This window comes from Metabacillus sp. RB-C-LZQ-3-1, from assembly GCF_058315175.1.
Genome location: NZ_JBZFLI010000007.1, coordinates 44,169 through 64,451, shown reverse-complemented (window position 1 = coordinate 64,451; position 20,283 = coordinate 44,169). Strand labels below are relative to the sequence as shown.

Annotated in this window: 19 protein-coding genes; 6 read left to right on the top strand and 13 right to left on the bottom strand. The window is 37.4% G+C overall.

What is annotated here, in order from left to right:
- The first annotated feature begins 113 nt into the window (after window positions 1-113).
- The 4 genes from AC4GZ8_RS13040 to AC4GZ8_RS13025 all read left to right on the top strand — a co-directional run bounded on the left by AC4GZ8_RS13040 (window position 114) and on the right by AC4GZ8_RS13025 (window position 2,389).
- Window positions 114-332, top strand: coding sequence for a DUF1659 domain-containing protein (locus AC4GZ8_RS13040; protein WP_491082302.1), 219 nt, complete (start codon window positions 114-116; stop codon window positions 330-332).
- A gap of 42 nt (window positions 333-374) precedes the next feature.
- Window positions 375-593 carry a DUF2922 domain-containing protein gene (locus tag AC4GZ8_RS13035; RefSeq protein WP_491082301.1) on the top strand — a complete coding sequence of 73 codons (219 nt, stop codon included), beginning with the start codon at window positions 375-377 and terminating at the stop codon, window positions 591-593.
- Window positions 594-664: 71 nt separating this feature from the next.
- On the top strand, window positions 665-805 hold the full coding sequence (locus AC4GZ8_RS13030) for a YvrJ family protein (RefSeq protein WP_491082300.1): 141 nt from the start codon (window positions 665-667) through the stop codon (window positions 803-805).
- 171 nt (window positions 806-976) lie between these two features.
- A complete protein-coding gene (locus AC4GZ8_RS13025; protein WP_491082299.1) occupies window positions 977-2,389 on the top strand; it encodes an alanine/glycine:cation symporter family protein in 1,413 nt (470 codons plus the stop codon).
- A gap of 237 nt (window positions 2,390-2,626) precedes the next feature.
- On the opposite strand, the gene AC4GZ8_RS13020 is transcribed toward AC4GZ8_RS13025, so the two are convergent.
- The 5 genes from AC4GZ8_RS13020 to AC4GZ8_RS13000 form a co-directional block, all read right to left on the bottom strand.
- Window positions 2,627-3,709 carry an ABC transporter ATP-binding protein gene (locus AC4GZ8_RS13020; RefSeq protein ID WP_491082298.1) on the bottom strand — a complete coding sequence of 361 codons (1,083 nt, stop codon included), beginning with the start codon at window positions 3,707-3,709 and terminating at the stop codon, window positions 2,627-2,629.
- Window positions 3,693-5,408: an ABC transporter permease gene (locus tag AC4GZ8_RS13015; RefSeq protein WP_491082297.1), complete on the bottom strand. Its 1,716-nt coding sequence runs from the start codon at window positions 5,406-5,408 to the stop codon at window positions 3,693-3,695. Before AC4GZ8_RS13015 ends, AC4GZ8_RS13020 begins: the two co-directional genes overlap by 17 nt.
- A gap of 73 nt (window positions 5,409-5,481) precedes the next feature.
- The gene (locus AC4GZ8_RS13010; protein WP_491082296.1) at window positions 5,482-6,501 is read right to left on the bottom strand and encodes an ABC transporter substrate-binding protein; all 1,020 of its coding nucleotides are present in this window, start codon (window positions 6,499-6,501) and stop codon (window positions 5,482-5,484) included.
- A gap of 305 nt (window positions 6,502-6,806) precedes the next feature.
- Window positions 6,807-7,571: a tyrosine-protein phosphatase gene (locus tag AC4GZ8_RS13005; protein ID WP_491082295.1), complete on the bottom strand. Its 765-nt coding sequence runs from the start codon at window positions 7,569-7,571 to the stop codon at window positions 6,807-6,809.
- A 195-nt stretch (window positions 7,572-7,766) separates the two neighbouring features.
- The gene (locus AC4GZ8_RS13000) at window positions 7,767-8,933 is read right to left on the bottom strand and encodes a nucleotide sugar dehydrogenase (RefSeq protein ID WP_491082294.1); all 1,167 of its coding nucleotides are present in this window, start codon (window positions 8,931-8,933) and stop codon (window positions 7,767-7,769) included.
- A 537-nt stretch (window positions 8,934-9,470) separates the two neighbouring features.
- Between AC4GZ8_RS13000 and AC4GZ8_RS12995 the strand changes: the two genes are divergently transcribed.
- Window positions 9,471-11,135 carry an N-acetylmuramoyl-L-alanine amidase gene (locus AC4GZ8_RS12995; RefSeq protein ID WP_491082293.1) on the top strand — a complete coding sequence of 555 codons (1,665 nt, stop codon included), beginning with the start codon at window positions 9,471-9,473 and terminating at the stop codon, window positions 11,133-11,135.
- A 152-nt stretch (window positions 11,136-11,287) separates the two neighbouring features.
- Here AC4GZ8_RS12995 and AC4GZ8_RS12990 read toward each other — a convergent pair whose 3' ends face one another.
- From AC4GZ8_RS12990 to AC4GZ8_RS12955, 8 genes are all read right to left on the bottom strand, one after another.
- A complete protein-coding gene (locus AC4GZ8_RS12990) occupies window positions 11,288-12,064 on the bottom strand; it encodes a transposase (RefSeq protein WP_491082292.1) in 777 nt (258 codons plus the stop codon).
- Window positions 12,065-12,225: 161 nt separating this feature from the next.
- A complete protein-coding gene (locus AC4GZ8_RS12985) occupies window positions 12,226-14,022 on the bottom strand; it encodes a diguanylate cyclase (RefSeq protein ID WP_491082291.1) in 1,797 nt (598 codons plus the stop codon).
- 153 nt (window positions 14,023-14,175) lie between these two features.
- Window positions 14,176-14,763 carry a DUF5317 domain-containing protein gene (locus AC4GZ8_RS12980; RefSeq protein ID WP_491082290.1) on the bottom strand — a complete coding sequence of 196 codons (588 nt, stop codon included), beginning with the start codon at window positions 14,761-14,763 and terminating at the stop codon, window positions 14,176-14,178.
- 221 nt (window positions 14,764-14,984) lie between these two features.
- Window positions 14,985-15,761: a tyrosine-protein phosphatase gene (locus tag AC4GZ8_RS12975; RefSeq protein ID WP_491082289.1), complete on the bottom strand. Its 777-nt coding sequence runs from the start codon at window positions 15,759-15,761 to the stop codon at window positions 14,985-14,987.
- Window positions 15,762-15,778: 17 nt separating this feature from the next.
- Window positions 15,779-16,606, bottom strand: a complete 828-nt coding sequence (phnE, locus tag AC4GZ8_RS12970; RefSeq protein WP_491082288.1) for a phosphonate ABC transporter, permease protein PhnE — start codon at window positions 16,604-16,606, stop codon at window positions 15,779-15,781.
- Window positions 16,603-17,394: a phosphonate ABC transporter, permease protein PhnE gene (phnE, locus tag AC4GZ8_RS12965; protein ID WP_491082287.1), complete on the bottom strand. Its 792-nt coding sequence runs from the start codon at window positions 17,392-17,394 to the stop codon at window positions 16,603-16,605. Before phnE (AC4GZ8_RS12965) ends, phnE (AC4GZ8_RS12970) begins: the two co-directional genes overlap by 4 nt.
- The gene (gene phnC, locus AC4GZ8_RS12960; RefSeq protein ID WP_491082285.1) at window positions 17,391-18,152 is read right to left on the bottom strand and encodes a phosphonate ABC transporter ATP-binding protein; all 762 of its coding nucleotides are present in this window, start codon (window positions 18,150-18,152) and stop codon (window positions 17,391-17,393) included. Before phnC ends, phnE (AC4GZ8_RS12965) begins: the two co-directional genes overlap by 4 nt.
- A 13-nt stretch (window positions 18,153-18,165) precedes the next feature.
- Window positions 18,166-19,077, bottom strand: coding sequence for a phosphate/phosphite/phosphonate ABC transporter substrate-binding protein (locus AC4GZ8_RS12955; RefSeq protein WP_491082284.1), 912 nt, complete (start codon window positions 19,075-19,077; stop codon window positions 18,166-18,168).
- Window positions 19,078-19,553: 476 nt separating this feature from the next.
- Here AC4GZ8_RS12955 and AC4GZ8_RS12950 point away from each other — a divergent pair, with 476 nt between their 5' ends.
- The gene (locus AC4GZ8_RS12950; RefSeq protein ID WP_491082283.1) at window positions 19,554-20,186 is read left to right on the top strand and encodes a GntR family transcriptional regulator; all 633 of its coding nucleotides are present in this window, start codon (window positions 19,554-19,556) and stop codon (window positions 20,184-20,186) included.
- Window positions 20,187-20,283 lie beyond the last annotated feature (97 nt).

Below are 20,283 nucleotides of genomic sequence, written 5' to 3'. Positions count from 1 at the left end.
TATCCTTTTGGGACAATAAACCTGTCCCCTCGTCCCACCGAAAAAAATTTTTAAATTTCACGCTACTCTCCTAGCCTTTTTTTATATATAAAGGGCGAAAGGAGGTGATCAGCATGGCAACTCAAGTCATTCTTGATTCTCAATTAAGCTTAGTCTTCGACATGGGTGTGGATGAGAATGGAAAAGCCATTTTAAAGCGTAAAAACTACAACAATGTGAAAACAACAGCAACACCTGATGAGCTGCTTCAAGTCGCTCAAGCGATCGCTAGCTTACAAACTGAAACACTTTCAGTCATCGAGCGTAACGACTCTAACCAAATTATCCTTTAATCGTGAAAGCAAGAGAGTACATGAAAGAAAGGAGGTGACATCATGGCCAAAACATTAGAACTTCAATTTTTAAACACAGAAGGAAAAACAGTCAAACTCAATGTTGACTCACCTATCGAACCTGTCGATCCAGCTGCAATTAATGCAGCAATGGATGACATCTTAGCTAGCAACATCTTCTTTACTACTGGTGGTGAATTTGTAGCTAAGAAGGGGGCGCGAATCGTTGAGCGTAATGTAACAGATATTGGACTTGCCTAAACCTAATGAGGGCTGACGAGGAGTCATTCTTGTCAGCTCTTTGTTATTCTATATGAAAAGAGGTGGAAAAGATGGATCAATGGTTATCGGTTATCAGTGAGGTTGGCTTCCCTATTGTCGTGACACTTTATCTGCTAAATAGGATTGAAAGCAAGCTTGATACGTTAAATCAATCCATTCAAATGCTGCCATCGCAGTTAGGAAAAAATTAACATAAGATAAGCAAGGAAAGGAGAATCGTTTATTGCGGTTCTCTTTTTTTGAATTGCCAAAAAATAATGGGTCAAGGTGCCTGTCCCGTCGTCCCACAATATGCTAATATAATAAAAGTGTGGATCTTAGAATAGTAATTAATAATGAATAAAATATTGAGGAGTGTATGAATGAAAGTAATAGAGAGTATTATTAGTGGGACGAATACATTATTGTGGTCTTATGTATTAATTATCATGTTAATAGGATTAGGATTATACTTTACGTTCCGTACAAAGTTTGTTCAATTTCGTTTATTTGGTGAAATGATTCGTTTATTAGGAGAGGGTGCAAGAGCTGATAAAAAGGGTGTGTCCTCCTTCCAAGCATTTTGTATTAGTACTGCTTCCCGTGTTGGTACAGGTAACTTAGCCGGTGTTGCCATTGCAATCACAACCGGTGGACCTGGGGCTGTATTCTGGATGTGGTTAATCGCCCTAATTGGTTCAGCATCTGCATTTGTTGAAAGTACATTAGCACAGATTTACAAGGTAAAGGATGGAGACACATTCCGCGGCGGCCCTGCATACTACATGCAGAAAGCTTTAAATGCCCGCTGGATGGGTGTAACATTCGCTGTCTTAATCACACTTACCTTCGGATTAGCCTTTAACTCTGTTCAAGCTAATACGATCACAAGTGCTTTTCACTCATCATTTGGGATTAACAAAGTAGTCATTGCGATTATTTTATCCATCATTACCGCTATCATTATTTTTGGCGGGATCAAAAGAATTGCAAAAGTATCAGAAATTCTCGTGCCAATCATGGCAGGAGCCTATATTCTAGTTGCTCTATTTATTATGGTTATAAACATTACAGAAATTCCTAGTGTTTTCGTATTAATCTTTGAAAGCGCCTTTGGATTGAAGGAAGCCGCTGGCGGTGCATTAGGTGCAGCTATGATGAACGGGATTAAACGCGGATTGTTTTCAAATGAAGCTGGTATGGGTAGTGCACCAAACGCTGCTGCTACAGCTGACGTTAGTCACCCTGTTAAACAAGGTCTTATCCAATCTCTTGGTGTATTTGTTGATACGCTTATCATTTGCAGCTCAACCGCATTTATTATCTTATTATCCGGGCTTTATACTGCAGAAGAACCAAACGGAATTGTGTTAACACAGCAAGCACTTTCTACTTCAATTGGTTCATGGGCAGCTATTTTCTTAGCGGTAATCGTTCTATTGTTTGCATTCAGCTCGATTGTTGGAAACTATTACTATGGTGAATCAAATATTGAATTTATCGAGAAAAATAAGATTTACCTAACTATTTACCGAATCGCCGTTGTATTTATGGTTGCCTTCGGTTCCCTAGCTTCCCTTGATTTTGTGTGGAGCTTAGCCGACATGTTCATGGGACTTATGGCGATTATCAATTTAATCGCGATTGCGTTACTTGGTAAAATTGCCTTTTCTGCCCTATCAGACTATACGAAGCAGCGTGCAGCTGGTAAGAATCCTACCTTTACTGTAGATTCGATTAAAGGGTTAAAGAATGTTGAGGCTTGGGGAAAAGCTTCAGAAGAACGTAAAGGATAAAATGATACTTTCATAGCGGGGGTTACTTCACTTCCCACTGATGGTTAGTTGAACCAATCGGACCTTTACGGGCAGTTATCCCCCACCTCCTCTCTTTGTAAACTCAGATGCTCTGAGGTGGGGGTTTTACTGTCCGTTATAGTTGGATAAAAAACATAACAAGGCCGACTCATTATTTGGGGTCAGCCTTGTTTTTATTGAATGAAACACAGGTACATGCTGTCTACCACATGTCACTTATCCATAAATAAATTTCCTTACCTCACCCTTATCCGCAACATACTCCGATTGCTTTAAATGAACAAATACATGATCACCGACGGAAAATGTTTTATGGAAATCTTGATGGATGATCCACTGCTTACCTTCAATTGTAACGGTGTAATGAATCTCTTTTCCCTGGTATTGTACATTCGTGATGATCCCTTTTACACCACCCTCATATAATGAGATCTTAAGTTGTTCCGGACGTGCTGGATAAATATTCTCCTCCCTTAATTCCGGAGTTACTGCAGCCCCTTCCCATTTAATTGAAGGATGATGTAACGGATAAAATGTTGTACCTTCCCATTTCCCTTTTATTAGGTTCGCTTTTCCTACAAAGGAAGCTACAAAAGTTGAGGTCGGTGAGCTATAAATTTCTTTTGGCGTTCCTACTTGTTCAATTTTCCCCTTATTCATGACAACAATTTTATCTGCCATTGCCAAGGCTTCACCTTGATCATGAGTAACATACACAATGGAAGCCCTTGTTACACGGTGTAGCTCCTGAATTTCCCTTCGCATTGACATCCGTAATTCTGCATCTAAGCTGCTTAAAGGTTCGTCCATCAATAATAAGGCAGGCTTTGGAGCAATTGCACGAGCAAGGGCCACCCTTTGCTTTTGACCGCCCGACAGTTCACTCGGCATCCTGTCCCAAAGATGATGTAAATCTACCATCTTTAACACTTCATCTACTCTTCTATCAATACCTGACTTAAGATCTTCACTTAAAAATTGATGATGCTTCAATGGAAAGCGAATGTGTTCCTTCACATTCATATGCGGCCACAAAGCAAAGGATTGAAACACCATTCCGATGTTACGCTTTTCAGGAGGAAGAAAGGATTTTGCATCAGCTACAACTTTATTTTTCATCAAAATCTCACCTGATGTTGGTGAATCAAAGCCTGCTAATAATCTTAGCAATGTTGTTTTCCCACAGCCTGACGGACCTAAAATCGCAACAAACTCTCCTTCTTTTATTTCTAAGTCAATGTGATGCAATGCTTTAAATGATCCAAAGCTTTTTTCTATTTTCTTAATTTGTGTGCTCATTATGCAACACCTTCCTATCCCACAGCTTTTGCAAAATGGTTAAAATAAAAAAGGCTAACAAGATTAATAGAACAATTACACTTGAAAATGCAGTTGAATAGGTTGAATAACCTGCCTGTTCAAAATTGAAAATAACAAGCCCAATCGTTTCAGATCCGCTGGACCATAGTAGGGAGGATACAGTTAATTCTGTTAGTGCTGTTAAAAAGACGAGTAACGCACCACTTATGACTCCGGGTATGATCAAAGGCAGCAGGATTTGTTTCCACTTATAAAAACCATTTGAACCGCTCACCCTAGCAGCTTCCTCAATCGAAGGATCAATCTGCATAAACGCTGTAATGCTTCCCCTGACCTGTAAAATTAAAAAACGTGTAACATAAGCGATGAATAGAATCATGATCGTACCATATATACCTGGATTCCAGCCTGGGATAGGCTCCATCCACGCAAAGATCATCGCTAATGCTAAAACAGTACCAGGTAACGCATAAGGAATTCCGATCACCATTTCTAACCCTTTTGTTATCATCGAAGGCTTCTTTGTTCTAAGATAAGCAATTCCTGTACCTGCCACTAAACAAAAAACGGTTGTGATGATGGCTAAATTTGCACTGTTCTTTAAAGATGTAATGGCTTTTTGATTCTCCAGCAACACAAATTGATAGTTTTTTAAACTTATATTTTCGGGTGCAAAAGGTAAACCATAAGCCTTTATTAAAGAGGCCGAAAGCATTGATACAAGAGGGATCATTGTTGTCATTAGCAAAAAAGCCCATAAAAAAATTTCAACCGTTAGACGCTTTCTCTTATGAAATAGAAATCTCGGCTCTTTATCCTCAACAGCTGTTTCAATATTTTTTGATTTCTTCAACAGTAACCACTGAAAAAAGGTACCTATTAATGCAAGGAACCCTAAAATGACTGATAAGGTTGCTGCTCTTTCAAAGGAATTCGGCCCAAGCCCCACGATTTGTTCATAAATGTACGTGCTCAGCACTCTGATATTTCCCGGTATCCCTAGAAAGGCAGGTATGCCGAAATTATCTAAGCTCGCAATAAAAGCTAAAAATCCGCCGCTTGCTATTCCAGGCAACGCAAGTGGTAATGTAATTTGTCTAAACGATTGCCACTTACTAGATCCTGAAACCCTTGCTGCATACTCAAGGTCACGCGGAATTTTCCTAAGCACCCCCACTGTTAATAAGTAAACAAGCGGATAATGTGATATCCCCATCACGATAATGATTCCATGTAAGCTATACATATTGATTGGTTCTAATGTTCCAGGAAGCAGACTTAGAAAGTTTGCGAAAAATCCATTTTTACTCATAAACTGAGTCCACGCTAATGTCGTAATATATGAAGGGATAATAAAAGGTAAAAAAACAAATAATTGAATAAGCTTTTTCTGCCTAATATTTGTATACGCCACAACCCAAGCAGTGAGAACCCCTAAGATGATCGCGATTATCGACGAACCTAACACAACATATAATGTATTTTCAATCGTTTTCCATGTTGAACGGTCCTGAAGAACTGACATATAGTTCCCTAAGGTTAAACCACTTTCAGAAGAAAAACTTAAAAAGAATAGCCTAAATATAGGCAGAACAAAAAAGATAAAAACGAATAAAACACCAATTAAAAACCACCATTTATTTTGGTTCTGAATCCGACTAGCAACGCTTTGCCACATTAGTGATTTCTCTCCTTAGATGATATTGAAAATAAGGCTACTCAAACAAAGAATTTGAGCAGCCTCATTCATTTTATTGACCAAAAATTGTTTCAAATTCCTTTTTATCATCTTCTCTGGCTTGATATAACTCACTAATATCTGCGTCTATTACGTTCATTTCCTCAATTGTTTGTAAGCCTTCTGGAGCTTCAATACCTTTACGGATTGGTGTGTATCCTAGGTCGGCCGCTAATTGTTGGCCTTCCTCTGATAAAACAAAATCAACAAATGCTTTTGCTGCTTCTTCATTTTCAGCATCCTTCATAATCCCGATTGGTTCAGTTATTACTGGCACCCCTTCTTTTGGATAGATCAGTTCAACTGGGGAACCTTCTGCTTTTGCACGTGCCACAATAAAGTCCACAACCATCCCATATGATTTTTCACCATCGGCAACAGCCTGAAGTACTGCCCCGTTTCCTTTTGTCACGGTCATGTCATTTTCCTTTAAGCTCTTAAAATAATCCCATCCAAACGCTTCATTTCGTGTGAATACACCCAAATTGTAGGCTGCAGCACCTGAATAAAACGGACTTGGCATGATCGTTTTACCTTTTGAGCTCTCATCCGTTAATACATTCCATGAGTCAGGCATTTCGGTCACATTCGACGTATTCGCGACTAATGCTGTAGCCATTACTTTTGTCCCTGCATACATGCCATCTGGATCAACTAAATTTGAAGGGATCTCACTTAGCTCCTCTGACTTATATTCAAGTAATAAATCCTCTTCCTTCAAATCCTCAAAGGTAACAGAATCTGCAACAAGCAACACATCTGCTTGAACATCTCCCGCTTTCTGTTCAGCTTTAATTTTACTAATGACCTCTTCTGTTCCAGAACGATATGTTTGTACCTTTACATCTGGATATTTCTCAGTGAATGCATCAACTAATTTTTGAGCATCTTCATCTGGTTGAGATGTATAAAAGGATAAATCTCCTTCAATTCCCGCTTCACTTCCGCTATTTGTGCTGCTTTCTTCACTCCCGCAACCTACAAGTGCAAGAGATACAAGGGATAATAGTAATCCGCTTTTTAATTTATTCATATTAACTTCCTCCTTAAGCATGTTGTTTTTGTTTAAATGTTAAATCCATCGTTTTAATTGATCTCTTTCTTTTTTCATAGATTCTTCATAATCTTCACCATATTAAAGTTTAATAGATTGATGTTAAGCAACATTATACGGAAAGTTAATATTTTGAAAATTTTTTGTAAAGGGAATAATTGAAATTCTAGCGTTAATAGAATTGACAGGGGATTATGGTATTTGAGAGGAAATGAGACTTTATTAAAGATAGTCTATTTTTATTTGCACACAAAAAAAGACATGGAATCTTTCATCCATGTCCTTTAAAATATCCCCAAAAATTTCTTGCGTCGTATCTCTTGAGGCGGTTGTCGGTAGATTGTACTGTTTTCAACGACGAGCTCAGCATTTTCCTTAAACATATAAACCAGCTCACGTCCAAATTCTTTCTCGATTTCATCATAGGCTTCTCGTAATCGGAAGGTCCGTCCTGAAAGATTATGTGCATCAGATGCGATAAAATGTGCTTGATTTGCTTCAATTAATTGAAGGGAAAACTTCTTTATTTTCTTTCCAAAATGGCCTGTGACACTAGATGCAGTCACTTGAGTCGCGGCACCTTGTTCAACTAATTTATATAAAATTGAAGGATTCTCAATGATCTCTGAGTTCCTTTCAGGGTGAACAATGATCGGAGAAAGTCCTGCCAGCTGAATATCGAATAATAGTTTTTTTGTATATCTAGGAACGTGATTTGACGGCAATTCAATAAAAAGATACTTTGAATGATTAAGCGTCAGGATTTCACCTTTCTCATAATCTTCCAAAAGATCTCCATAAATTCGCGGTTCCTGTCCTGGTAATAGTTCTATCGGAAGCTGTTGCTGCTTAATCATTTGATTCAACTCTATGACCTTATCTTTAATAGACGAAGCAATATTATCATATTTCCCATTTTTATGATGTGGTGTAGCAATAATTTTCGTAATCCCCTCGTTCGCTGCATGCTTGATCATCTTCATCGAAGCATCAACATCCTGGGCACCATCATCGATCCCGTCTAGAATATGGCAATGGATATCTATCATGTCGTTCCACCTTTCTACCTAACAGAAAAATATCAATACTCCTATTATCATATAACCTCTTCTGAAAGTCTATATTCAAAATAAACCAGGGATATGGAAAGCCAGAGCTCATAGACGATTCACTAAAAAAGCAATATCAAACCACAAAGCAAAAGCCACCTAATAGGTAGCTTTTACTCTTTATTTTTTATCAAATTAATCTCTACTAAACAAATCTCTTGTATATACCTTATCTTCTACCTCACGTAAGTCATCTGTTAGGCGATTGGCTACAATGACGTCAGAAATTTCCTTAAACTCTTCAAAATCTTTAATAACTCTTGAACCATAGAATTCATCGTCTTGAAGTGCCGGCTCATATACGACAACCTCAACACCTTTAGCTTTAATACGTTTCATAACACCTTGGATCGCAGATTGTCTAAAATTATCTGAGTCCATCTTCATCGTAAGTCGATAAACTCCAACTATTTTAGGATCTCTTTTAAGGATCATATCTGCAATGTGTTCTTTTCTTGTTCTGTTGGCTTCAACGATGGCAGTCATAATATTGTTTGGAACATCCTTATAGTTAGCAAGCAGCTGCTTTGTATCTTTTGGAAGACAGTAGCCTCCATAACCAAAGGATGGATTGTTGTAATGAGTACCAATACGCGGATCTAATCCAATACCATCAATAATTTGTTTAGAGTCTAATCCTCTTACTTCCGCATAAGAATCTAATTCATTAAAGAAAGCAACTCTCATCGCTAAGTATGTATTAGCGAATAATTTGATTGCTTCTGCTTCTGTTGAATTTGTAAATAAGACATCTATGTCCTCTTTTTCAGCACCTTCTACTAAAAGATCAGCAAAAACTCGTGCTCTTTCAGATTGTTCCCCAACAATTATTCGTGAAGGATAGAGGTTATCATATAAAGCCCTACCCTCTCTTAGGAACTCTGGTGAAAAAATAATATTATTTGTATCATATTTTTGTCGGACACTCTCTGTATAACCAACTGGAACTGTAGACTTAATCACCATTACTGCATTCGGATTTATTGATAAAACATTTTCTATTACAGCTTCAACACTACTTGTATTAAAATAATTTTTCTCTGGATCATAATTTGTAGGCGTAGAAATGATAACATACTCCGCATCTTTAAATGCTGTATGATTATCAGTTGTTGCTGTTAAATTTAATTCTTTTGTTGCAAGAAACTCCTCAATCTCCTTATCCATAATTGGAGACTTTTTATTATTTATCATATCTACTTTTTCTTGAATAATATCAAGGGCAATTACTTCATTATGCTGAGCTAATAAAACAGCATTCGATAACCCAACATAGCCCGTACCAGCAATTGTTATTTTCATGATTTTATACTCCCTTACAAAATAGCTATCTGCAATAAATTATTTATGAAAGTCATTACCAAAGTCAACTCTGAACTGAACACTTGATATTTAGAAAACAAGCATTTTTGTTTTTCCTTCAATACTATGGTATTTCAATATCCTTAATTCCTTCATTTCAATGTCCATTACATTTTATAATAAGTCTGCCCAATGAGAGATAATTTTAGATTGCTCTAAAACAAATTAGATTATAACACAATTATATAAAAATGAACCATTACATAGATATTACGAAAATTCCTGTTATTAAATAGAAGCTTTTCGAAGTCTATTAGAAAAGGCATCTTCAAAAAATAATATTATGACAAGTACCCCTATCTTTAAAAGCAACTTAAAAATAACCTAAACAAAAGCATTACCAACCACTTGTATGAAATAGGTGGAAATACCTATATTTATTTAGATCAATTAAAAACAATAGTTATTTAGAACTTTTTCATTTTACTATATAATAGATTATGGTATTAAAAGTATAATAGAAAAGTGAGGAAAAATATGAAAAAACTAAGTCAGATTGCAATTATTTGTTTCATTTTACTTTTTGCAATTTCTTCAGTTTCCGCTACTTCAACTCCAGAACGGCTGTCTGGAAAGGATCGATTTGAGGTTGCCGTAAATATCTCGAAGAAGGGATGGACAACATCAAAGACTGTCATTATTGCTAATCAAAATGCCTTTGCAGATGCTTTATCAGCAAGTCCTTTAGCCTTTCAAAAAAATGCTCCAATATTATTAACACATAGCGAGGGTTTAACCCAGATAACAAAGACTGAAATTCAACGTCTTAAGCCCTCAAACGTTATTATTGTAGGTGGTCCAAAAAGTGTATCAGAAAATGTAGTAAAAGGTATAAAAAATTTAAACATTTCCAATGTAACACGGGTTGGCGGAAAAGACCGCTTCGAAGTATCTTATAACATTGCAAAATTACTCGACAATACAAACACAGCCATTATAGCTTATGGGTATAACTTCGCAGATGCATTAGCAATATCGCCTTATGCTTCTAAAAATGGATTTCCAATTTTACTAACTGACACAAAAAATCTTCCTCCTATAACTAAAAATGCTCTATCTGAAAAAGGCATTCAAAGAACCCTCGTTGTCGGTGGAGAGAAAAGTGTTAGTGCAACAGTTTATAACCAACTACCTGGTAAACAAAGAATTGGCGGAAAAGACCGCTATGAAGTAGCAGCAAATATTATCAATACTCTTAACATGTCAACACAAAAGGCATATTTAGCTACAGGGTTAACATTTGCTGATGCTTTAACAGGATCTGTACTAGCGGCAAAGAATAACGCTCCTTTACTCTTAACAAATCCAAAAAACGCACCAGAATCTATTAAATCCATCATCAAAAGTAAGAAAATTACGAATATAACAATCCTAGGCGGGCCTGTTTCAGTGCCTCACAATAATTATTTAGAATTAACAGGGGTATTACCTTTAGTAGGTAAAAAAATTATACTCGATGCAGGACACGGCGGCTCAGATCCAGGTGCTGTAAGAGGCAATGTATATGAAAAGAAATTGAACATGGACTTTACTAAAAAACTAGCAAATAAATTAACAGAAAAAGGTGCTACGATTCTTTACACTAGAGATCCTAACAATGATAAATTTATTTCTCTTGAAGATCGTGCAAAAATTGCTAATAATCATAATGTTAATTTATTTATAAGCATCCATCATGATGCAAATGTCAGCTCCTCCGAAAACGGATTAAGCGTTCATTATAGTACGTATCGCCCTGCTATAGAAACAAAAGATGTTTATGTTGTATATAACGGTAAAAACTATTCATTCGTAAGAGAAAACACTGCTCAAAGAACCTTTACAATTAAATACGGAAGCGGAACAAAGGATGTAAGCTACGCTGGTAATGTCATCTCGTACGACCCTACACCTAGTACAGCAGCCCTTCAAAGTAAGAACTTAGCACCTAAAGTTGCAGCAGCTCTAACCTCTCATGGGATAAATAACGATGGGACAAGAGATCATAACTTATATGTAACACGCTGGACGAAAATGCCTTCACTGTTAATCGAACTTGGCTTTATGTCTAACAGTAAAGAGCTGTCTACACTCATGGATTCAAATATACAAGACCAAAGAGCACAGGCAATGGCAAATTCAATAGAAGAATTTTTTAAATAAGGTGGTACAGAGGGACAGGTCCCTCTGTACCACCTACATAAGCCCGCTATGATAAAGTCTCCTCCCATATCAAGAGATTGAACTTGAACTTCAACTTGAACTTGTACACTCTAATACCCATTACTTTTCTGACATACAGTCATCTCCTGCTTTTATTTCCTGGCACGCTGTATCACACTCTTCGAAATCCCAGTTACTCTTTCTACCTGCCTTAAGCTCACCCCATTTAAACCTTTAAGCTCTGCTAGGATCGAATCTCTATCATTTCTATTCATGTGCTGCAAAACACTTTTGGCGGGCACACCTAATTGGGATAAGTACTGTATTACTTCATCATCAGATAACCTAGTTTTTACGGTATCTTCCAAGCATTGATCATTATTAGGTTTTCCCATAAATTCTTTAAACAAAATAAGGGATTGCGTTCGGTCTGGGGAGAAAAATTGAAGTGGATAATCTACATCAACAATGATTGCCTTATCAATGAACTCATGTATGCTTGTCCATTGGCATTCAAAGACATTAGTAGATAAACCGGCTTTTAAAGGATTTTGATGGATATAACGAAGAACCGTTAAAAAATATCTAATACTATCTACATTTTCACTTTTAAAACGTTCCTGAAACAAATGACCGCAGCGCTCATATTTCATATTGTACCAAAACACATAGCTTGAGCTTATTCGCTTTATAGCATCTGAAATATTGCCTTCATGATCCTTCACTAAAAGATGAACATGATTATCCATTAAACAATAACTGTAAAGATGAAAATGGCAAATTACTTTATACTTTTTTAATACTTCTAAAAACCTAAAACGGTCTTGGTTATCTTCAAAAATTGTTTGTCGATTGATTCCTCTAAGCATAATATGATACATGCCGTTCGGGCTCTTTTTCCTTGCTACTCTCGGGATTGGGATCACCACACTTTAGATTTCCGGGTCCAAATAAGATTGTTCAGGGGTTGGGATAAACGAGAAAATAGAGGTGAAAATGAGGTTAACTCTAGCATCTTAATTTATTCTACTTATTAAATTGAATTCCTTCAAAATTATTGTTTAAGTTTACAAATGAAATTTGGGACAGTTTACCTGTCCCTATGTTCCACCATCTCAATAAAAGCCTCAACAAAAGCAGGATCAAACTGCTGACCTGAGCATCTGCGCAGCTCTGTAATCGCTTCTGTGAATGTCTTCGTTTTTTGATAAGGCCGCTCGGTTGTCATGGCGTCAAAGGAGTCGATAATGCAGAGAATACGTGCGAGCTTCGGAATGTTTTCACCTTTGAGTCCATATGGATATCCTTTTCCGTCGTAGCGTTCATGGTGAAGCTCGACAAGCGGAAGAAGATCGTCATATTTTTTGGTAGAGCCTATAATTTCCTTTCCGTAGGTGACATGCTTTTTCATCATTTCCCACTCGTGCACTTGCAGTTTCCCTTTTTTATTGATCACGTCACGTGGAATTTCCAGCTTTCCAATATCGTGGACGAGAGCACCTAAGATCAATCTTCGTTTTTCATCCTCATTTAGCTGCAGCTGATCACTAAGATCAACAGCATACTTGAAAACTCGTTTGCTGTGCTGGTATGTGTAAATGTCTTTTGATAAGAAGATCTGCAGCTGTTGCTCGAGTCCGTCAATTTCCTCTTTAATTTGAAGTCCTTGGAGGTTGAAATGGCCTTCCTTATAGATTTGGCTGTTGTTTTTCCCTTCCGCTTTTGCATAATAAAGGGCTTTATCAGCCTTTGACAATAACTCTGAAGCGCCGTAAGTCCCTTTTTCATACTCTGCAATTCCAGCCGAGAAGGACAGACAGCCAAGCGGAAGAATGTCGACACCCTTGAAATGGGTATCATTGTATTCCTTCCGTATTTTGTTCATAAAAGTTTGCGCTTTTTCTTGGCTTGTTTCAGGCATGATGATACCGAATTCTTCCCCGCCGTATCTAGCGGCAATATAGGGAAGATCCTTCACTTTTTCGGATAAGAAACTTCCAAAGAATGCTAACAGCTCGTCTCCTTGAACATGTCCATTAAAATCGTTGTATTTCTTAAAATCATCTAAGTCAATTAATACAATTGAAAAGGGCTGTCCCGTTTCACTTTTTTTAATGAATTCATCAAGCGTTTGTTTAAAGTATCCATGATTATAAAGACCTGTTAAAAAGTCTTTTTGTGCTCTTGTTTCTTCATGCTTATATAATGAAAATACTTTTTGAAAGGCTAACGACAGCGTGATCGATAAAGAGATAAATAAGAAAACTCCGAATATTGGCTGTTCACGGATGACAATGGTTAAGACAAGGGAAAGCACCAATGTGCATAAATAACTAATAAACGCTTCTTTTATATCTTCTTTCTTCATAAAACCTTGAAAAACCGCACCAAAAGGCTGCTTACTAGCAAAGAAATAGAAAAGCCACATAATAACGACATTCAAGAAAAAATAAACCGTTAACGAAAGGGTATAAGGCCAGAGGTTTGTAATGTCTATGCTTCCAACGATTCCACCAGTTGCGATAAAAGCGTAGTATGTAGAAACAATCATAATGGAGTAGTTCGCAAAATTAAACAAATGCTTCCACCATTCAAGCTTAAAGCGAATCAGGAAAAAAGATAAACTGCTAATCAATAAAACAAGCAGAGGTACATTGAATCCGAACAAAAAGATACAAGCTAAATAAATGGCAGAGTCCATTGATAGAGAATTTCCAGATGGAAGAATAATATTGAAATGATTTAAGAGAAGAATCGCTCCAATAAGCGTATAAATTAAGACCCAATTTGATAATTCCTCAACTTGAAGAGGAATATGCATAAAGAGAAGGAACAAGCTCAATACACATATGAAAGCAATATAGAGATTTTGACGACTAAGCACCATTTTTATCACACTCACAACATACAATAGTAGAAAAGAGGGAACCACAGATTCCCTCTTTTTATGCTTACCAGAATTTCCACCCTGAAGTTAATGCTACGATAGCAGAACCAATAATAATTATGTTTAGAATAGCATTTTTTGTTTTATTTTTCATTATATTTTCACCTCCTTTGATGTGCCATTTATTGGTGCCGTTGTTTCCTTCTTACGCAGCATAACCGCTTGAATAGCAAGAAAGCCGCCTATATTCATCACAACGTCACCAATGCTAATGATCTGCTCTCTTGGATACGGTGCTTTTAATGGAATAATGTCACCTAAAAAAGAGAAAATCGTTGATTCCGTGACAAGTGTGTGTTTTGCATATAAGCTGTTTTTTAATGTTTCCAAATAATAAGGGTCTAAGTGCAGAGCAGCCTCACCTGAAACAGGCATTCTCCCTCCATTTACAGCCATTACAATGAAGTTCAAGAGAACACCGGCAAAAATGAACTTAAAGTGTGCGTGAAATCGATTCATCCATAAAAAAATAAGTCCAATCACATAAACAGCCATAAAGGAGAACTGACTGATTGCCCCTACCCATTCAATCTTATTTTGAAAATAGAAGATACAGAGCTGAAAAAGAAGAAGCGCAGGGAAAACCCCTCCCATTTTAAACCGAATCTCTGCAAATCCTTTTAAGCTGCCGCCTCGAATAAACCCTACTAAAATGGCAATAAGCAACCCATCATATACCATCATTTTTCACCGACTTTCAAGATGTCCGAATATTTGACAGAATCTTCTAATAATCTACATTTATTATAATCTATTATATTTTGGGTAAACTAGTAGATATTTACTTTTAAGTCTTTAGACCTATTTGATAAAAAGTGATTTTTAGATCTATTTTCTTGTTAATTTGTTAAAATTGCAAAATAGGGATAGGCGCTTTACGCCTATCCCTACTTCCTTATTTCTTATTCCAATAAACTATCTCTTAAGCTAGTTATCTCATCATCTGATAACCCAATCCCATTTTTCGCATAATCTTCTACTGATAAATAGGTACTATCCATTTCATTAAGAAAAGCACTGATGTATTCAACTCGAGCTTCAAGTAATGCGTTTAGTACTTCCTGGTTCACTTGTTGAAGTTGAGGTTTCTCACCATGTACAAGGTTTGCTTTCAGCTGATCCAGTGAGAGATTGGTTAATAAATAATCTTCAATAATGATCTCCCGAGGAACTCCAAGTATACTTAAAATAAGAGCTGCTACTGCACCTGTACGGTCTTTTCCAGCCATGCAGTGGAATAACAAAGGGTCCTGTGGGTTATCTAGTAATATTTCAAATATTTTTCTAAACACTTGTGTATAAGTTACCATCTCACGGTTCATAGACACCAGAAGATCAGTTGATACCCCATTTTCATGAAGAGTCATAAGGTCCCCTACATACTTTATGGACAAATCATCTTGAATAACAGGGATATGATGCCATATTGCCTCATTTAAAATAGGGTCAGGATCACTATTGATTTCCCCAATCGCTCTCAGATCACAGATTTTTTTAATTCCTAATTGATTTACAACCTTTAGGTCATTTTCAGTCATTTTGCTTAAATTACCTGATCGATATAAGACTCCCCATTTTACTTTTCCGCCATCTTTTGTTGGGTATCCGCCAATATCTCGAAAATTAAAGCTACCTTCTAATTTTACAATTCGTTCTTTTACTACTAGTTTATTTGTCATCAATGGTTCCTCCACGATCATTTTGTTTTCAAACGCATTTTTAATCGATTTGTTACCAGCTCCACACTAAAGACCATGGCAAAAATCACTAAAGCAACAAAGAATGCCTGGTCAAACTTGTACAATCGCATGGCATGCATTAACTCCCAGCCTATTCCTCCTGCCCCAACAGCTCCAAGGATCGTTGATTCTGCGATGTCTCCTTCTAGACGAAGAATACACCACGCTAAGAATGCCGTCAGAACTGTAGGAATCACTCCATGGATGACAATCGAAGTCCAGCTTGCTCCTGTTGCTTTCATAGCTTCAATAACCCCTTCATCAATTTCTTCAATTGATTGAGAGAATACTTTAATTAACATGCCTGTTGCTCCTACTGTAATCGCAAGGATCCCAGTAAATGGACCCATTCCAACTGCTACAATAAAAATGAGTGCCCAAATTAAGGTTGGGATCGCACGCAGGAATGAGGCAAATCCTTTGATTCCCCAAGCTATCGATGGGTGTGGTGTTAAATTTTCAGCGGCAGGAAAAGACAGTAGCAGCCCTAATATGATGGCAATGACTGTTCCAACAATTGCCACCTGTAAAGATTCTAGTGCAGCCAGCAAAACCTCTCGCCAATAGGTCATATCTGGAGGTAACATAACGGTGAGTGTTGACAGAAATTTCGCCGAACCCTCGATTAATTTACTATAGTCAATTGGCAACTGACTAAGCGAAAAGAAAAAGAAGATTCCTCCTAGAATGAGTACGATCAATAATGCGTTATTTTTTCTTGGCTTATTGGCTTCTGCTATGTTGATACTAGACAATTTATCAATAGACATTGTTTTTCCCTTCATATAATTCGCTCCCTAATTTGGTTCGTAAGCCACTCTGTTAAAAGAACAATTACTAAGACTAAAATAATCGCCATACTAACTTGTCCATATTGAAATAATTTAATATTTGACTGAATGACAAAGCCTAGTCCTCCCCCACCAACCATACCGATAATCGTAGAGGCACGAACATTGATCTCAAGCATGTACAACGACCACCCGAAAAAACCAGGTGAAAACTGTGGCAACACACCTTGTGCAAGTACTTTGAAATAGTTAGCACCTGTTGCCCGGATCGCTTCAACCTGTCCTTCATCTATTTCTTCAAGAACCTCAGCAAATGCACGGGTTAACACACCAACTGATACCATAATCAAGGATAGGGTCCCTACTAATGCACCAAGTCCAAAGGAAGCGGTCAAAAGAATCGTCCAAATCAAAACCGGAATATTACGAAATAATGAGCTATACGCACGCATAAATACTTGCAAAGCAGGATGCGGTGACGTTGTTGCGGCTGTAAATACAGATAGAAATGCAGCAATCACTGCACCAATCACCATCGCAACGAAACTCATATAAATGGTATCAAGTGCCGGCTTAATCAACCCTGTTATGACAGTAAAATCTGGCGGCAATAAATCTGTGAAAACAAAGGTTGCCGCTTCCCTCGAACCAAAAATGAGAGATTCAAAGGAAAAATCCGTTTCAATACCTGACCATATCGTTATCACGACTATCCCAAGTACAATTAGCCATGTTTGGAGCTTTTTGATCTTACGGGCCTTTTGAACATCTACAGCATTCATGAAACAAGCACCTTCTTCGATGATTGATAGATTTCAGCTATAATATCTTCCGTCAATTCAGCTGGCGAACCATCAAAGACCTTTTGCCCTCCATTGATTCCGATAATTCGTGTTGCATATTTTTTCGCGACATCAACCTGATGTAAATTACAAAGACAAGCAATTTCCTCTTCCTTACAAATTGTATAGAGATGGTTCATAATTAACTCGGAAGAAAGTGGATCCAAGCTCGCAATCGGTTCATCCGCTAAAATCAGTTCTGGCTCCTGCATGATCGCACGAGCTATGCCAACTCGTTGCTTTTGACCACCACTTAGTTCATCAGCTCTCTTATACATTTGGCTTTCTAACCCGACCCTTTGTAAAAGCTGTCTTGCCGCTTCTTTATCTTTTCCGGAAAAAACACTTAATAGTGTGCTAAATGTGTTCATATATCCAAGGCGACCATGTAACACATTATTTAAGACGGATGTCCGTTCTATTAGGTTATACCCTTGAAAAATCATCGCCATATTCCGGCGTTGTTTTCTTAATTGAGAGGATTTCACTGTTACCATGTTGTGATTGTTAAACAGAATTTCTCCATTTGTAGGATCAACAAGGCGATTGATCGATCGAAGCAGTGTGCTCTTCCCTGCTCCACTCGGCCCGATTACAGCGACAAACTCTCCTTTTTCAATAGAAAGATTGATTCCTTTTAACGCCGATGTCCCATCTGGATAGGTTTTGGATAAATTGTTTATTTGTAATAGTGTCATGGCCTTTCCTCCTTTATTTCAGCATTTCCTCTGGCGACATATTAAGCTTTTCCGCCGTATCTCTTACAACATCGTAATCACTATCTTCAACAGGGAAATATCCCTTCATTCCCATATCTTCAAAATACTGAGGATTTTTTTCATGATAGCTAAGCGCAAACTCTCTAATTTTTTCAACTAAATCCTCTGGTAAGTCCTCGCGATATGTTAAAGGTCCCCCAGGGATTGGATCTGTTTCCTGAAGTATACGAATATCATCAACATTAATAAGTCCAGACTCTGCAAATGTGTCGATACAGAAAGTACAAACCGCAGCACCATCTGCATCCCCATTTGCGATGGCTAATAATGATTTATCATGACCTCCTGAATAAGCAACACTATTGAAATATCCTTCTAACTCATCATTTTCAATACCAAGCTCTCCTAACATCGTTGCTCTTGGGAATAAATGACCTGAAGTTGATGCCGGATCAACAAAGAGAAAATTCTTTCCTTTTAAATCCTCTAGGGACTTAGCCTCTGAATCCTTTGGTACGACAATCACACTGCTATACATAGCAGATTCTTCACTTTGTCCCATAATCGCTAGAGGCTTCGCTCCACTTCTTTCAACCGCAATGATATAGCCGAAAGGACCATAGTTCGTAATATCGATTTTCTTTGCTCTCATCGCTTCAATCATCATGTTGTAATCCTGACCTTCAAAGATTTCCACTTCAATGCCTAACTCCTTGCCTAAATCCTCAGCAAAGGCCTTTGACGAACGAGCTAAAGCATTATCCTCTTCTGTAGCCATCATCCCAATCCTTAATACTTCAGGCCAACCATTTTCCGTCGTTGTTTCTCCACTTACCGAACCACTTGAACAACCAGTAACCACAAAAAGAACTAGAATTAAAAGACTTAAAAACCCTTTTTTCATAAATTATCGATCCTTTCGATTATGTGTTATAGTTGTATCCAAAGTTGTATACAACCTAATAAAAGCTTAACGAAACATTATTAATCTATTATTAAGAAAACTTAAATCATTTATGAATATTCGTAAAAAATGTAAAGCTTTATCGTATAATGGAATAGATTGCAAGAAAAGGTCGGAAAAGATATGATCTTAGAAAAGCGCAAGCGCCTTGATCAGCCCCGACAAGCATAAGACGATTTGGAATAGAAGGTGTTCTTTACCTTCAATTCCAAATTGGCTTATGACCTCGAGGCAGTCTAAAATCGCGACGTCCTGTCGCAACGACTGCACTTGCACTTCCTGTGCTTCGGGGCTAGGCGCTGGAGCTAGACACTAAAACTAAGTACAAAACTTATAAATTCTGATAGTATAAGAAAAGCGCAAGCGCCCAGCCACACTTCAAGAATTTAGAAAAGAGGAAGGAAAGTAGATCTAACATGAAGCCCCTTCAAGAGAAAGCTTATGAATCTTTAAGAGAACTATTGATAAAGGGAGACTATCTTCCAGGTACATTATTATCAGAAAATGAATTAGCCCAGCTGCTTGAAATGAGCCGCACGCCAGTCCGCAGCGCGATTTCTCGACTAGAAGCGGAAGGCTATCTTGAAACAGTCAAAAACAGAGGAATTCTAGTGAAGGAAATCACGATTAAAGAGTTTCTTGATATAATGGAAGTCATCATATCCTTTCAGCACTATCAATTTCACCATATGGATGAAAAGCTCTTGCAAATTGATGTTGAGTTATTAAAGCATCATCTTGACCAGCAACTAGAATGTACGGCTCAACATGACTATATTGGGTATTCAACACACTCAATTTCCTTTTTACGAACCATGATATCTGGGACGAGTAACCAAGCAATGCTCCAAATTATCGATGGCTTCTTTGATAAGATCCTTCGTTTTTCAATTGTTAACTTCAAGAGAACACCACATAAACCTCATTATTCCGCAAATTCAATGAATAAGGAAATATATGAGGCCGTTTCAATAGAGGACTACCAAAAAGTTAGGCAGTTAATCAATCAATTTCACGAGAATATTTTAGAACGATTTTCAATAGGATGAAGAGATGAGCTTTGGCCCTTTTGTTTAAGGTTTTAATACCTCCTGATAGTACTAAAGGGTGCAGTCTCCACCCTGCACCCTCAACAACTTTATTAGA